The sequence below is a fragment of the Allorhizocola rhizosphaerae genome, from assembly GCF_003426775.1.
Taxonomy (GTDB): domain Bacteria; phylum Actinomycetota; class Actinomycetes; order Mycobacteriales; family Micromonosporaceae; genus Allorhizocola; species Allorhizocola rhizosphaerae.
The window spans coordinates 1-15,371 of sequence record NZ_QJUG01000202.1 but is presented as its reverse complement, the minus strand read 5'-3'; the positions used below and the strand labels follow the sequence as shown (position 1 = coordinate 15,371).

Sequence of the window (15,371 nt, the reverse complement as noted above, 5' to 3'; positions counted from 1 at the left end):
GCGAGCGCGCGGGCGTGGTCGTGCCGGGGCGGGCCGTGGTCGGCGGCGGTGCGCTGGGCAGGGCCGCGGTGGGCAGGGCTGACGGCGGCTGCTCGGGCTGGACGCTCGGCAGGGTGGACGCCCCACCCAGGCCCTGCACGGGGCCCAGGCTCGCGGGCTCCGGGGCGGGCACACCGGGCAGCGACTGGGGCCCCTCGTACAGCGAGACCGCCGCAACAGTGATCACGGCCACGGCCGTGGCCACGATGAGCAACAGCCTGCGCCGCTTGCGTTGCGGTGCCACGGCCGGTATCGGCGGGGGCGGCTCGATCGGGCGGGCGAGGCTTTGGTACACCCACATCCATCTGTCAAGCTGATCGTCGGTGAAGCCGCAGGCGCGCAGGAGGCCGACCACCATTTCCTCAGGCGGCAGATCCGGCCCGCTCAGCGCCTCCACGAGGGCGGCGGGCTCCAGCGTGATGCCGAGGTCGGCGGCCTTCTGTTCGATCTCCCAGTACGAGAGCGACGAGACCGTGCGGACCTGGCGTAATAGCATTACGTAGTCGTCGGCCGTCGCTGCGATAGTGGGATCAATCCGGCTAAGGTCCGCAAGTGTCACCGCAATAAGGTATGTCATCCTCGAAGGCGTGCAACTGATGCTCGGTCCGCATGCCGTCGACCCGCCCGTAGTGCTCGCGCCCATGGCCGGGATAACCAACCGTGCGTTCCGGCAGCTGTGCCGTGAGCAGGGGGCCGGCATCTACGTCTGCGAGATGATCACCACGGTGGCGCTGGTGCACCGGAACCCGAAGACGCAACGATTGATCGAGTTCGGGCCGTCGGAAATTCCGCGAAGCATGCAGCTGTACGGGGTCGATCCGGACATCACCGGGAAGGCCGTGCGGCGCGTGGTCGACGAGGGCCTGGCCGATCACATCGACCTCAACTTCGGGTGCTCGGTCAAGAAGATCACGAGCAAGGGCGGCGGTTCGGCCATCCCGTGGAAGCGCAACCTGTTTGGGGCGATCGTGCGGGCGGCGGTGTCAAACGCGGGCGGGCTGCCGGTCACGATCAAGATGCGCAAGGGCATCGATGATGACCACTTGACTTATGTCGAGGCGGGGCTGATCGCGCAGGAGGCGGGCGTGCAGTGGGTCGCCCTGCACGCGCGCACGGCCGCCCAGCGGTATTCGGGCGAGGCCGACTGGGAGGCGATCAAGACCCTGAAGGACGCCCTCGACATCCCGGTGCTGGGCAACGGCGACATCTGGGAGGCCGACGACGCGTTGCGCATGGTTCGCGAGACCGGTTGCGATGGGGTGGTTGTGGGGCGCGGCTGCCTGGGCCGGCCGTGGCTGTTCGCCGACCTGCAGGCCGCTTTCGCCGGGCGGCCTTCACGAAAGATGCCATCCTTGGGCGAGGTGGCCGCGATCATGCGCCGCCACGCTGTGCTGCTGACCGAGTGGTGGGGCAGCGAGCGGGAGGCGGTCACCGATTTCCGCAAGCATGTCGCTTGGTACCTGAAGGGCTTCCCGGTCGGCTCGGAGCTGCGCAAGGCCATGGCCATGGCCAGCTCACTGTCCGAACTGGACGATCTGCTGGGCAAGCTGGACCACGACGCTCCATTCCCGACAGACATCCTGGGCCAGCCGCGCGGGCGCACGAATTCGCCCGCGAAGGTGGTGCTGCCATATGGCTGGCTGTCCGATCGCGACTCGGGAGCCGTGCCCGAGGACGCCGAGCACGACGACTCCGGCGGCTAAGGTGGAATTCGTGCTCTTCCCGGGCCGGCACCATTTGCTGACCCGGTTTCAGGCCGAGTACTTGGGGCGTTTAGCGCGCGCCGACCAGACCATGGTGGTCTGGGCGGTGACGTCCGCCAATCACGAGAACACCAGACGCAATCCCGTGCCATATCACCGGCGCGAAGCGGCCATCGAGCGGTTCAGCCTGCTGGCCGGGCTGCGTTCGGTGGTCGTGCCGGTGTTCGACACAGCGCCGACCGACCGATTCGCCGACGTCACGGTCAAGAACGTGGCGGCGGTGGTGGGTCTGGACCTGACTCCGGACAACACGATTGTCGCGTGCTCAACGCCGGAAGTCGCCGCGCTGTATGAGCGCCTCGGCTTCCGGATCGCCGGAGTCGAGGCCGATCCGCAGGCCGCCGGTCCGGCACCCGAACGCCCGTGGGAGGTGTTGCTGCGCTTGGCATCCGGGGACGAGACGTGGCGAAGCCTTGCCCACCCGGCCACAGTCGACGTGTTCGACCGGTACCGCCTGACCGACGCCATCCGGGCCGTGGTCAACGATCCGGTCGTGGGCGACGAGGGCGGACTGACGGCGACCCGCGACTACCGCACCTATGTGGACGCCTTCGCCGAGGGGGCAAAACGCAAGTGGGAGTTGGTTCGGGCACACGTGCGGCCGGGCAGGATCGTCGATCTGGGCTGCGGGGCCGGTGACGTGCTTGAGCTCGCCGACCGCGAACCGGCGCTGCGCGAAAGCGACCTGATCGGCGTCGAGGTGGCCCGCCACCTGTTCACGGAGTGCGTACACAAGAAGGCACAAGGAATCTTCAAGAACCCTAATGTGTTCTTCTACCGGCGCAATGTGCTGGGTGGCGCGGTTTTCCCGCCACGATCGGTCGACACGACACTCTCGTTCGCGCTGACGCACGAAATATGGTCGTACGGCAAGGCGCGGGATTCGCTACAGGAGTTCATAGGGGCGATTTATTCTCATACGGTACCGGGGGGAGTCTGGATCAATAGCGACGTGTGCGGTCCGGACGACCTCGACCGCCCCGTCATTCTTCGCCTCGCCCGCGATGACGGCCTCAACCCGCCCACCCCGCGGCACGATCTGAGCCGGCTTCCCACGCCTGAAGTCGCAGCCTACGTCGGCGCGCTGTCCACCCGGGCACGGTTGGACCAGTTCGCCGTGGACTGCCGATTCCCGCTAGCCTACGAGCCGCACGACGATTCGTCCGTGCGCATCGCTCTCGGCAGCGCCATGGATTACCTGACCCGCAAGGACTACCTTGCCAACTGGCTGTCCGAGGCACACGAACAGTTCTGCGGACTCGAATTCGCCGACTGGAAAAGCCTGCTCACCGACGCCGGCTTCGAAATCGACCCCGCCTCGCACGCCTGGCGCAACGACTGGATCGTCCACAACCGACTCGCACCCGTCGCCTCGCTGACCGACCCCCACGGCCGCCCCCTCCCCTGGCCCGCCACCCACATCCTCACCATCGCCCGCCGCCCTCTGAACTCCTGAAACTCTGCGCAGCAGCCAGATTCAGGCCGGCCATACGAGGGCACCTCGCGGTTCGGGCAACCAGAGCCCATGGCCGTCTGCGTGCCACTTACGGGCTACCTTGATCACTCCTGGACTCGGGCGAGTGGGTTCCACGGGGTGCGATCGGTGGAAGCGGCGGCTTCGTGCGCGCCGCGGATGGCACGTTCGGCAAGAGGCAACGGCGTGCCGTTATACGAGCTGAGCCAGGCCGCCCAGTCCGGCAGCAGCGCGACCATCTGCTCGGCGAAGTGCGCCTGGTAGAAGTCTCGGATGCCGCGAACCGCGTTGGCGACCCGATGCGCCGAACAGGTGTGGTAGAGCGCGTTCGGCCTGTCGTTCCAGTACGTCGTCAGCTCGTCGATCGCTTCGTCCGCCGCTTCGCCCACGGGTGGTTTCCCGCGTTCGGTCAACCAGGCGGTGAACAGGGCGCCTGCCCGTTCCGGGTGGAGCCCGTCGCCGGGTGCCGCCTCACCCGGGTCGCCAAGAGCCGTGCGCACCTCGTCGGCGAGCCGTTTCTCGCGGTGGTATTCGGCCATCTGTGCCACGTCTTCGCCGCCGATGCGCATGAAGCCTTCCTCGGCGGGCAGTAGCTCGGACACGAGCGCGATGTCGTCGACTGGAGCGAATTGGGCGTCGGCGGCGGACGCGTCACCCACGCCCTCCCGCCAACGCGCCAGTGCGGTCTGCGCATCCGGGAAGTATCCACTGTGGACGGTGAAGGCTGCCAGGCCGCACGCGTCGACATCCCAGAGGTACCAGCGGTCCGCCCGATCGGGCGCCGAGAACATGGCCGTGATGCCGAACCGGCTGCCGTACGCGTCGCGTGCCCACAGCACCGGCCCGCTGACCGAAACCGGGGCCGGTGGGCTCGGCAGCTGCCCGCCACCGGGCAGTGCCCGCAGTTCGGCCATGGCCACGGCGGCTTCCTCGTTGAGCGGGAACGGCAGAATACGCGCGACCGTGCCGAGCACCCGCCAGGCGTGCGCGTCGGAGCTGTCGCGCACGATTTCGGCCGCGTGTGTCACGAGCGCCTCGGCGAACGTGTTCGGATTTACCTTGTCCTCAACGGCCTCCGCCTCTTCGAGGGCCACCATGCGTTCGCCCAGCCGCGCGCAGATCGCGTCTTCCAGATCGGCGGCGGAACGGTCGGCGGCGAGCTCGGCAAGCTCGGGCAGGAGCAGCGTGGCGGCCGCGATGGCCCGCTTGCTCCGGTGTGTCTGGAGGCGCTGCCGATGTGCCACGCCATCTCGCATGACATCGATGCCTGCGGATCGATACTGCGAAACGTGGGCCCTCGACGGCTTGCCCTTTTTCTTCCGTTTACGCGACACCGGCACGCGGGCATCATAGATGAACCCCGCCCGCGCGGAGCGCGTGGGCGGGGCGCAGAATCACTCTTACGGTTTGGGGATGGCGATGGCCTCGAACGTCGTAGCCGGTGGGTTGGCGCCGAACTTGGCGTTGGGCAGGTAGAGCCGGTTGCCGAAGGAGGCGACCGTCGTGGGCACGTTGAAGCGCGGATCGGTGAGCCGATCGGTCACGCGGGCCGAGCTGCCGTCGCGCGCCAGGCGCAGCACCGCGACCGTGTTGAGCCGGTTCTGCACCACATAAAGCGTGCGGCCCTCCTGCAGCAGGCCGTCGCCGTTGGTCATGACCTCACCGCCCAGGTCGACGGTGGTGGTGACGCCCGTGGCCGGGTCGACGCGGAACAGCATGCCGGTGTTGGACTGCACGATGATGAGAGCCTCGCCGTCCGGGGTGCGGCAGATGCCGTTGGCGTTGTTGACCGCCGGGTTGAGCACCAGGTCTCCGCTGAGCGGCAGCGTTTCGGCCTGCTCGGCGAGGCGCCCGCGCCGGCTGATGCGCACGACATAGAGCGCGGCCTGGCGCGAGTCGGTGAAGTACGCGGCCCGTGGCGTGAGCACCACGTCGTTGACGAACGTCGGTATGGCGGTCGTGAACTGGTAGTTGGCCAGGATCTCGCCGGTGAAGGCGTTGACCACGCGGCCGTTGCCCGCCCCGCCACCGGCGACGAACAAGCGCCCCCGATCGTCGATCTTGAGGCCTACCGCGGGCGTGCCAGGTCCGGGCGTGGGCAGCGGCGCACCCTCACCCGTGACCAGGTTGGCCCGGTAGATCGAGCCGTCGGCCCGCGACCCGAAGTACGCGAACGGCCGGTCGCCGATCGCGACGCCCTCGGGCAGCCAGTTGTCGGGCAGGGGGATCAGGGTCGGGAACTTGTCGCTGCCGCCGTGTGCCGCCGCTTGCTCGGGCGCCACCAGCAGCGTCGCGGCCACGGTCGCCGCGAGCCCGGTCAAGGCTTGGCGTCTATCCATGTACGCAATCCTTCCTGGGAGGGGACAAAGGACTTGCGGTGGTTTCGATGCCTATTCTTAGGCCTCTTGTTGCCACGTATCCTGAGTCCCTCTGGTTCAAACGAGAGGCGGATAATCCATGCGCAAAGGTGCGCTCTTCCTCACCGTCGGGGCGGTTCTCCTGCTCGCGGCGGGTGCCGCGGCCCGGTTCGTGGTGCTGCCGGCGGTGCACCAGGTGCCCTCCAATGTGGACAACACGCTGCGCTACTCGGGCACGGTGAGCATGATTAACCCCGCCGCCCTGGCTGCAGGCGACACGTCCAGGCTGTTCCTGACCAACGTCGCGGTCACGGCCGAGCAGCGCGTCAAGACCGTCTCGGTGAGCGGCCGCACGGCCGTGATGTCCAGCGACATCGCCGTCAAGGGCCCGGATGGCGCGAGCATCATCACCTCCAGCCACCTCTACGCCCTCGACCGCGTCACGCTGGAGGCGGCCCAGCCGCCCGCGGGCGCCAGCGCCGAGCCCCACACCGGGCTGGCCCTGGGCTTCCCGCTCACCCCGCAGCGCAAGGACTACCAGTACTGGGACCCCACCACGCAGACCGCGACCCCGGCGCGGTACTCCAAAACGGAAACGAAGGCCGGGCGGGAGGCGTTCGTCTTCACCGTCCACGCCGAGGGCTCGATCAAGGATCCGAAGATCCAGGCCATGCTGCCGGACAACCTGCCCAAGGCGATCATCCCGCTGGTGGCCAACAACCTGCCCGCGGCCATCCAGCAGCTGCTGATTCCGCTGCTGCAGACGCTGCCGGACAATCTTCCCCTGACCTACACGTCGACCACCGACACGACCTTCTGGGTGGACTCGGCCACCGGCATCGTGCTCGACGCCGACCAACACCAGGTCATCAAGGCCCAGTTGGGCGGCGCGCTCGCGGCCGCGCCCCTGCCCGCCGCGTTCGACCTGAGCATCAACACGACCGACGAGACCACGAACGCCAGCGCCGAGCAGGCCAGGCAGGCCGCGAACGGGCTGCTGCTCGTGGGCACCTACCTGCCGATCGGGCTGGGCGCGCTCGGAGTCGTGCTGCTGGTCCTCGGGATCATCTTCGCGCTACGGAAGCCGAAGGATGATCGACGTGAGGTCGATGCCGTCGCTGAACCCTATCCGCCGATATAGCGTCCGCGCGCGCTGGTTGGCCGCCACCACCCCGAGCGCGCACAGGTCCGAGTCCGTGAGCACTTCGCGCACGAGCCGGCGGGTCACGGCCGCACCAAACCCGTGGCCCCGCCGGCTCGGGTGCACCGCGACCGCGACGATATAGCCGACCCCGTTGACACTGCGATCCGCGCCGACCGCCACGAGAGTGCCGCCCTCGCGCACGCCGAACCAGCGGTGGATGCCGGGCCGGCCGGGCCGGTTGTGCGTGGCCGGAAAAGCCAAGTCCAGCAGGGCATCGATCTCCGCATCGTCCTCTTGCGACAGTCGCACCACCGAACCGTCCCCGTCGGTGGGTGGATGCGCCGCCCGCGTCCACAGGATCGACCAGTGTTCATGCCGCTCGATGTCGAAGTGGGCTTCCAGCGCGGCCAGATCGATGCGCGGCAGCTCCAGCATGCTGCCGTCCGGGATCTCGCCGCTGGCCCGCAGCCGCGCGAACACCCCGATGATGTCGACCGGGTCGCCCATCCCGCACGCCCGGAAGCGCCCGACATCCTTGGTCATCCAAATCAGACAGGCTTTTCTCGCTACCCATATGAGGACGGGTTTGTTCGAAGACGAGCAAGTGGATGGTGACCGGCCGCCGCGAGGATCGCGTCCCGCCCAGACAGTTGTGGCATAAACACAACTATCGCCTTGTCTGCCGGTCGGTCGAGGCTTACCCTCTGAATTCGCCTACGCGAAGGGGAGGGGCGGTTTGATCGAGCCGATCGCCGTGCGCCTGCTCGGCCCGATCGAGGTCTGCGGCCCGCTGGGGGCGGCGATCCTGACGGGCGAACGCCAGCGCAGCCTGATGGCGCTGCTGGCGTTGCAAACCGGGCAGGCGGTCGGCCCGGACCGGCTCATCGACGGGCTGTGGGGCGACGACGCACCGCGCACCGCGCTGCGCACGCTGCAGAGCCACCTGGCCCGCCTCCGCCAGGCACTGTCAAAAGCCGGACTCACCGACGCCATCGCGAGTGGTCCGGCCGGGCACACGCTCCGCCTGCCACGGGAAAGCGTTGACGTGCATGTGTTCGAGGCCCTCGTGCGGCGTGCGCGATCGTCCCTGAGCGACGGCTCGACCGCCGAGGCGGTCACGCTGCTGGGCGAGGCGCTCGCCCTGTGGCGGGGCGAACCGCTGCAGGACGGGCAGGCCTTCGGGCACGCGCTGGTCGACATCGACCGGCTGCTCGAAGCGCGATCGTCCGCATTGGAGGATCTGTGGGACGGGCGCCTGCGCCTGGGCGACCACGTGGAGGCGATCGGCGAGCTGCAGGTGTTGCTGGCCGCGCAGCCATACCGCGAGCGCGCGGCGGGCCTGCTCATGCTCGCGCTCTACCGGGCCAGCCGGCCTGCCGAGGCGCTGAGCGTGTACCAGCGGCTGCGCGAGGAGCTGGCCGAGGGCTTGGGCGTCGACCCGGGCGCTGAGCTGCAGCAGCTGCACACCGCGATCCTGCGGCAGGACCCGTCGCTGGACCCGCGGCCGGAGTCCGTTTCGCTCAAGGGCCCCTCCGAGCTTCCGCCCAGGGTCGGATACTTCACCGGGCGGGCCGACGAGTTCGCCGGGCTGGACAAGCTTCTGGCGGCCCGCGAGACCGACGCCGACGAGAAGATCGTGCTGATCTATGGCGCGGCGGGCATCGGCAAGACGGCGCTCGCGGTGGAGTGGGCGCATCACGCGGCGGCGCGATTCCCGGATGGACAATTCTTTTTGGACCTGCAGGGTCACGATCCACAAACGACCGTGGCGTCATCCGGCGTGCTCGGCCATCTGTTGCGCGGCTTTGGCGTCCCCCCGGAAAGAATCCCGTCGTCGGACGGGGAGCGCATCGGCCTTTACCGCTCGCTGGTGCGCGACCGCAGATACCTCATCCTGCTTGACAATGCGCGCACCATCGACCAGGTGGTCCCGGTCATCCCCGCGACGAGGTCGAGCCTGTTGATGGTGACCAGCCGGTTGGAGCTGTCGGCGCTGGCCGTGCGGCAGCCGGTGCACTTCGTGCCGCTGCCCGCGTTCGATGGTGCTACCGGGCTGGAGCTGCTGCGGCGCGCGGTCGACGCGGAGCGCATCGAGGGCGAGCGGGAGGCGTCGCGGGAGCTCGTCGCGTTCTGCGGGGGCATGCCGCTGGCGATGCGGATCACGGCCGCGCGTCTGGCCAGCCGGCCCACGCTCGCGGTCACGGAGCTGATGCGCGATCTGCGGATGCGGGAGCTGGACGCGCTTGCGGTGCCCGGTGATTCGGCCGGCATCCGGGCCGTCTTCGCCAGCGCCTACACCGCGCTTTCGGCCGGAACGCAACGCACGTTCCGCTTGCTGGCAACGCATCCGGGCCCGTCGTTCTCCGCCCATCTCGCGGGGCACCTCGATCCGGAGGCGGAGGCGCACCTGGCCGAGCTCACCGAGGCCAGCCTGCTGATCCGGGTGGGGGAACGCTACCGTTTCCACGACCTGATCCGGCTCTACGCCGCCGAGCTCGCCACGCCGGAGGAGACCGAGCAGGCCCTGTCTTCAATCTTTGACTGGTACCTGCGCCTCGCCCACGCCGCCAACCGGATCCTCGACCCGGCCCGGGATCGCGTCACGGTGCCGGGACAGTTCACTGCCCCGTTTGGACAGTCCCATCAGGACGTCGTCGCGTTCCTGGATGGGGAGCAGCCGAGCCTCGGCCCGGTGGTGGCGAAGGCCTCGGCCGTTGGGCGGCTCGAAACGGCCTGGCAGCTCACCTATCTCGTCGCCGGGTTCTACGATTCGCGGGGCAGCCACGACCGGATTGACATGTGCGACACGGCCATCGACGCGGCGCAGCGATTGGGCGACGCTTCAGCGGAAGTGCTGATGCGCAACATGCACGCGGCGACGAGCGTGCTGATGCGCCGGTTCGGCGACGCGCTGGCCCAGCTGGAGCTCGCACTGCCGTTGGCGCTCAACACCTCCGACACGTGGCTGCTCGCCACGACATACACGAACATGGCCGTGGCCAACACCTGGCTGGACAACCACGACAGCGCGCAGGAGTCGCTGGAGCGGGCGCTGGCCATCCACACGGCCAACGAAAACCGGCACGCGGTGGCGTTGTCGCTCAACAATCTCGCCGAGGTGCAGCGGCGCGCCGGGCGCCCGGCCGATGCGCTGGCGCGGCTTTCCGCCGCGCTTGAGCTCGTGTCCAGTTTGGACAACCCGCGGATGGAGGCGATCCTGCGGCACAGCATGGGCCAGACCCACCACGCGCTGGGGTCGCCGGCCGCGGCTCTCGCACAGTTCGAGCAGGCGCTCGCGCTGCGCAGGCGCACCGGCGACCGGCGGGGCGAGGCCAACGCGCTGCTCGAAATCGGCGCCCTGCACCTGTCTGCCGACCGGCTCGACGATGCCGTCGCCGTGCTGCGCGCGGCGCTGGGCCTCAGCCGGCTGCTCGGCAACGAACACCTCGAAGCCATGCTGCTCAACCGGATCGGTGACGCCCTGCTGCGCACCGGCGATGTGCTGGCCGCGGCCGCCTCACTGCGCCAGAGCCTCACCCTGCGCGAGCGCATCCCCGACCCGCACGAGGAAGACCTCCTCCGTCGCAACCTTGCCCGTCTGCCCAGCGGACCCGGCGCCTGAACCATTGGGTGATCAGCAGGGCAACCCCGATGAGCAGCCGGCTCCGTCACTTTGCGAAGTGCCGATTCGGCTCCCTGAGCTATAGGTAAACACTGGCCTGTCCCGATTCGTCTGGTGCAATGAACTGAACCGTCTGATGCGGTATCTGGTGAGTGACGGCAAGCTGTCCCGCGCCCCCGGCCGAGGCGGCGCTGTGGAGCTCAGGTGAGGGCGTCGAGGAGGCGGTCGATGTCTTCGGAGGTCGTGTAGTGGTAGATGCTGGTGCGGACGGCGCCGCCGGTGTCGCGCAAGCCCAGCGCGGTGAAGAACTCGTAGGCGTAGTAGTCGCCGGAGAAGGCGCAGATGCCGCGGTCGCCCAGCAGGGCGGCGGTCTTGGCTGGGCCTTGGCCGTTGATGCGGAAGGCGATGGTGGGGCACCGGTGTTGCGGCGCGGGGATCGGGGTCAGGCCCGGGATCTCGGCAAGGCCATCGACCAGGCGGGCGAACAGCTCCGATTCGTAGGTCTGGACTGCGGCCATGGACTGCAGGATGCGCTCGCGGCGATCGCCTGTGGCGGAGTCGTCGAGCGAAGCGAGGTGGTCGACGGCGGCGGTGACGGCGGCCAGGGACGCGAAGCTGAGCGTGCCGAACTCGAAACGGTCGGGCACCGCGTCGGGCGATGGCTTGAGTTTGGGCGGGTGCAAGGTGTCCCACAGCGCCGGGTCGGCGACACAGGCCGACAGGTGCGGGCCGGACCACTTGTAGGCGCTGGTCACGTAGAAGTCGGCGCCGAGGGCGGCGACATCGGTTGGCAGGTGTGGGGTGGCGTGCACACCGTCCACATAGCACAGCGCGCCGAACCGGTGGGCAAGGCCGGAAATCGTTGCCACGTCGGGGATCGCGCCGTTGGCGTTGCTGCCCGCGGTCAGCGCCACCACCCGTGTCCGCTCGGTGATCAGGCTCTCGTATTGCTCGGTAGGCAGGCTCCCGTCGCGTGCGTCGAATGAAGCCCACCGCACGGTCGCCCCTTTTGCCAATGCTGCCTGCACCCACGGTCGCACGTTGGCGTCGTGATCGAGCCGGGACACGACAACCTCGTCGCCCGGGTGCCACGACTGGGCCAGGGTCCGGCTCACGGTGTATGTCAGCGCGGTCGCGCTCGGCCCGAACACCACACCGGCGGGATGCGCGCCCAGCAGGTCGGCCACGGCCACCCGCGCGTCGGTGACGATCTGGCCCGCGCGGCGGGCGGGCGCGAAGGCCGTGCCCCGGTTGGCGACGGCCGCCGTCATCACCGTGTGGGCCGCGTCGGCGACGCTTGCGGCCACCAGCGAGCCCGCGGCGGCGTCGAAATGCGCGAACCCCTCGGCCAGAGCGGGGTACTTTGCCCGTACCGCATCGATGTTAAAAGCCATCTCGAAAGCGTATTACGATCTGTGCCGTGCCTCTCAGTCGTCGTGCCGTGCTCGGGATCGGGGTGGCCGCGGCGCTCGGCGGCTGCGGCAAACCGGCGTCGCCCGAATGGGTTTCGGCGACGCCTACGCTCCATGCGGAGGAGTCGGCCGGGCCCGTGGCGCCCAGTGTCAGCCCGAGCCCGAGTGCGGCCCGCGACAACCGGCTGACTGCCCTTTTGCGCCGCTATCTGGAACCTTCGCCCGAAAACCCGAAGCGCCCCATGTATGCGGGCGCGGTCGCGCTGGCGATGGTCAACGGCTCGGTGCTGATGCAGGCCGCGGTCGGCGATGCGCTGCGCTGGGGTGCGGGCCCGACGGAACTCCCGCCCGCGCGGCGGGTGGCCATGCGGCACGACTCGGTCTTCGACACCGCTTCGATTACCAAGGTGTACACGGCACTGCTGGCCATGCAGCAGGTGGACCAGGGCAGGATCGAGCTCACCGCGCCGGTGACCCGCTATCTGCCGGATTTCGACGGGCCGGGCAAGTCCGGCATCACCGTGGCACATCTGCTCTCGCACACGGGCGCGCTGCCGGTGGGCGCGAAGGTGAGCGGACTGTCCACTGTGGATGAGCGATGGGCCGCGGTGGTCGCGACGCCGCTGCAGAGCGGCGCGTCGGTGGGCGACGCCTTCCGGTACTCGAGCGTGGGTTTGATGGTTATCGGCCGGATCGTGGAGAAGGTCACGGGCGTGCGCCTCGATCGCGCCCTGCAATCGGGCATTACGGGGCCGATGGGGCTTTCGCAGACCGGATTTCAGCCGGGCAACTGGATGAGCGCGGGCGACCGGGCCGCGCGGATGGTCGCCACGGATGCCCGCTCGTCGCGCGGCCTGCTGCGCGGGGTGGTGCACGATGACGTGGCCAACGCGCTGGCCGGGGTGGCCGGGCACGCGGGCGTGTTCAGCACGGCTGCCGACCTGGCGGCGATCGGCCAGATGATGCTCGACGGCGGCGTGTACAAGGGCAAGCGCATAGTGTCGGCCGAGAGCATCCGCAGGATGGTGACCAACGTCAATCACGGCCTGCGCGCGATCGACCCGGAGCGCCCTGACCGGCCGTCCGACCACGGGCTGGGCATGACGATCAACCAGCCGTGGCTGATGGGCCGGCTGGCCTCGGCCCAGGCGTACGGGCACAGCGGCTTCACGGGTACGTCCCTGGTGGTGTGCCAGCGGCGCAGGCTGGTGCTCGTGCTGCTGACCAACCGGGCGCACCCGAACTGGAGTTGGGCGAACCCCGATCCCGTGCGCGTGGCCGTGGGCAATCTCGTGGCGGACGTCACGAAGTAGTTGACGATTCAACGTGATGGGGTATCTTGGTGGTTGTTGAAGGGTCAACTATCTGAGGAGTTCTCATGACCACCGCCACAACACCCACGCTTGCCGAGCTGACCGGCCAATACATCCTCGACCCGGCGCACTCGCGGCTTGGCTTCGTCGCCCGTCACGCGATGGTGACCAAGGTGCGCGGGGGGTTCAACGACTTTGAAGGCACGGGCTACCTGGACGGCAGCGACCCGGCCAAGTCCACGGTCTCGGTGAAGATCAAGACCGAGAGCATCGACACCCGCAACGCGCAGCGCGACGGCCACCTGCGCAGCAACGACTTCCTGGACATCCCGAACTACCCGGAGATCACGTTCGTCTCCACGGCCGCCCGTCAGGCGGACGACGTCACGTTCGAGCTCACCGGCGACCTCACGATCAAGGGTGTGACCAAGTCGGTCACCATCCCGTTCACGTTCGAGGGCGCGTCGAAGGACCCGTTCGGCCACGACCGCGTCGGCTTCGAGGGCTCGATCTCGATCCTGCGCTCGGACTTCGGCATCACCTGGAACGCCGCGCTTGAGACCGGCGGTGTGCTGGTCAGCGACAAGATCGTGCTCGAGTTCGAGGTGTCGGCGATCAAGCAGGCCTAAGACCTATCTCTTGCGAAGAGACCGTGCGATCCGCACGGTCTCTTCGCGTAGTTGCGGGATCTTGCCAAGCGATCTAGCGTGTGTGCACCCATCTATATCGAGGAGGGTCACTCTATGCGTATGGCAAGGTTACTGCTGGCTATCGCGCTGGCGGCACCGGCGTTCGTCGCGGTCACGGCCAACCCGGCGGCTGCGGCGGAGGCACCGCAGGTACGGCAGATCGGCGAGGAGAAGGCCGCCAACGTGGCCATCGCCGGCAAGGCCGCAGGCCACATGATCCACGAGCCGGGGTCGAGCTACATCAAGGTGCACATGCGCCTGTCGCCCGACGCCCACGTGACCGTTTCCAACCCGTCGGGAACGGAGGTGCACACCTACCACGGCACCAAGCAGACCGGTGACTCGGACGTCACGCTGCATGGCAGGAAGGGCTTCGCGGCCCTGTCCATCGACGGGGACACCGCCGTGGTGAAGCGCCACGCGGGCGAGGTGCACATCGACGGGTACTGGCGTGGCTTCCGCGAAGACGAAATGATCGGCATCCAGAGCGTGTGCAGCACGGACGCGCGCCGCGACGTCGTGTGCTACCAAACCAGCCACCCCACCGAGTACGCGCGCTCGCGCGCCGTCGCCAAACTGCTCATCGGCGGCGGTGGCTCGTGCACGACCTGGCGTGTCGGCAACACCAACCGCATGCTGACCAACAAGCACTGCTTCTCCACGCAGGCGGCGGTCCAGTCCAGCGAGATGCAGTTCAACTACCAGTGCGCGACGTGCGGCGGCAACAACCCCGGCGCCGGCACGAAGGTCTCGGGCGCGCAGTTGATCAAGGTCAGCACGGGCGGGTCGGGCGAACTCGACTACACGCTGTACTCCGTCAACAACTTCGCGGCCATTCAAGGCTTTGGCACGTTGTACCTGGAGACGCGCGCGCCACGCGCGGGGGAGCGCATTTACATCCCGGGCCACGGCGACGGCCGGCCCAAGCGGCTGTCCATCTTCGAGGACACGCAGAACGGCGCGGTCTGCACAGTGCGCAACGCGGCCATCAACTCGTGGAACATGTCGTACTCGTGCGACACGTCCGGTGGCAACTCGGGTTCGCCCGTGCTGTCGGCGAACCACCGCGTGCTCGCGCTGCACCACCTGGGCGGCTGCCCCAACAACCAGGGTGCCCGCATGCACCTGATCTACCAGCAGATCGCCACCCTCATCGACAACAACGGATAGGCGCGCGAGCCGGCCTCCGCGGGTGAACGCGGAGGCCGGCTCGACCGACTGGCAGCTCGGTCAGCCGCGTGTCTGGATGCCGATATTGACTACGCTGGACGGTCCGCAATCCCCGTACACGAACCAAGGCTGCGTCCTCGGGCCGATCCACGCGCCCACCGAGTTGTAGGCCGAGTTCGAGCAGTAGGTGATGGTCCGGATCTCCCCCGAGTAGACGCGGCAGTATCCGGTCCAGCGGTTCCCGTGGTTCACAAAGTCGTAGCAGTAGTAGCTGGCCTGAACGCCGACATCGCCGGCCGGCGCGACCGACACCGGCGCGGCCATCGGCGCCGCGCCGGACCGGCCCTGGTCGGCCGCTGATGCCGCGGCGGCCGGCGTGGCGGCGAAG

General features: G+C 68.6%; 12 protein-coding genes and 1 pseudogene. 7 read left to right on the top strand and 6 right to left on the bottom strand.

Annotated features, from left to right (window positions below):
- Nucleotides 1–598: pseudogene (locus DM816_RS32155) on the bottom strand (hypothetical protein); the annotation flags it as partial.
- 37 nt (nt 599–635) lie between these two features.
- Between DM816_RS32155 and dusB the strand changes: the two are divergent.
- Together dusB and DM816_RS32145 are read left to right on the top strand one after the other, a co-directional pair.
- Complete coding sequence (dusB, locus tag DM816_RS32150; RefSeq protein ID WP_117214195.1) at nt 636–1,742, top strand: tRNA dihydrouridine synthase DusB; 1,107 nt, start codon at nt 636–638, stop codon at nt 1,740–1,742.
- Nucleotides 1,743–1,752: 10 nt separating this feature from the next.
- Nucleotides 1,753–3,258 (top strand): class I SAM-dependent methyltransferase, encoded by a 1,506-nt coding sequence (locus DM816_RS32145; RefSeq protein WP_246002479.1) that lies wholly within the window; start codon nt 1,753–1,755, stop codon nt 3,256–3,258.
- A 104-nt stretch (nt 3,259–3,362) separates the two neighbouring features.
- On the opposite strand, the gene DM816_RS32140 is transcribed toward DM816_RS32145, so the two are convergent.
- The gene (locus tag DM816_RS32140; RefSeq protein WP_162908055.1) at nt 3,363–4,520 is read right to left on the bottom strand and encodes a hypothetical protein; all 1,158 of its coding nucleotides are present in this window, start codon (nt 4,518–4,520) and stop codon (nt 3,363–3,365) included.
- Nucleotides 4,521–4,676: 156 nt separating this feature from the next.
- Complete coding sequence (locus DM816_RS32135; RefSeq protein WP_117214191.1) at nt 4,677–5,615, bottom strand: SMP-30/gluconolactonase/LRE family protein; 939 nt, start codon at nt 5,613–5,615, stop codon at nt 4,677–4,679.
- Nucleotides 5,616–5,733: 118 nt separating this feature from the next.
- Here DM816_RS32135 and DM816_RS32130 point away from each other — a divergent pair, with 118 nt between their 5' ends.
- The gene (locus tag DM816_RS32130; protein ID WP_117214190.1) at nt 5,734–6,774 is read left to right on the top strand and encodes a porin PorA family protein; all 1,041 of its coding nucleotides are present in this window, start codon (nt 5,734–5,736) and stop codon (nt 6,772–6,774) included.
- On the opposite strand, the gene DM816_RS32125 is transcribed toward DM816_RS32130, so the two are convergent.
- Entirely contained in the window at nt 6,709–7,320 is a 612-nt protein-coding gene (locus tag DM816_RS32125; protein ID WP_117214188.1) for a GNAT family N-acetyltransferase, read from the bottom strand. The genes DM816_RS32130 and DM816_RS32125 overlap by 66 nt on opposite strands.
- Before the next feature lie 193 nt (nt 7,321–7,513).
- On the opposite strand from DM816_RS32125, the gene DM816_RS32120 reads away from it, so the two are divergent.
- Entirely contained in the window at nt 7,514–10,399 is a 2,886-nt protein-coding gene (locus tag DM816_RS32120; RefSeq protein ID WP_117214186.1) for an AfsR/SARP family transcriptional regulator, read from the top strand.
- 200 nt (nt 10,400–10,599) lie between these two features.
- Here DM816_RS32120 and DM816_RS32115 read toward each other — a convergent pair whose 3' ends face one another.
- A complete protein-coding gene (locus tag DM816_RS32115) occupies nt 10,600–11,793 on the bottom strand; it encodes a cysteine desulfurase-like protein (RefSeq protein WP_117214184.1) in 1,194 nt (397 codons plus the stop codon).
- Between the two features lie 26 nt (nt 11,794–11,819).
- On the opposite strand from DM816_RS32115, the gene DM816_RS32110 reads away from it, so the two are divergent.
- The 3 genes from DM816_RS32110 (at nt 11,820) to DM816_RS32100 (ending at nt 14,983) form a co-directional block, all read left to right on the top strand.
- A complete protein-coding gene (locus tag DM816_RS32110) occupies nt 11,820–13,124 on the top strand; it encodes a serine hydrolase domain-containing protein (RefSeq protein ID WP_117214182.1) in 1,305 nt (434 codons plus the stop codon).
- A 65-nt stretch (nt 13,125–13,189) separates the two neighbouring features.
- Nucleotides 13,190–13,753 (top strand): YceI family protein, encoded by a 564-nt coding sequence (locus DM816_RS32105; protein ID WP_117214181.1) that lies wholly within the window; start codon nt 13,190–13,192, stop codon nt 13,751–13,753.
- A gap of 120 nt (nt 13,754–13,873) precedes the next feature.
- Nucleotides 13,874–14,983: a trypsin-like serine peptidase gene (locus DM816_RS32100; RefSeq protein ID WP_246002478.1), complete on the top strand. Its 1,110-nt coding sequence runs from the start codon at nt 13,874–13,876 to the stop codon at nt 14,981–14,983.
- A 60-nt stretch (nt 14,984–15,043) separates the two neighbouring features.
- Here the strand turns inward: DM816_RS32100 and DM816_RS32095 are convergent.
- Nucleotides 15,044–15,371, bottom strand: a 328-nt coding sequence (locus DM816_RS32095) for a hypothetical protein (RefSeq protein WP_117214177.1), incomplete at its 5' end; no start/stop codon positions are given.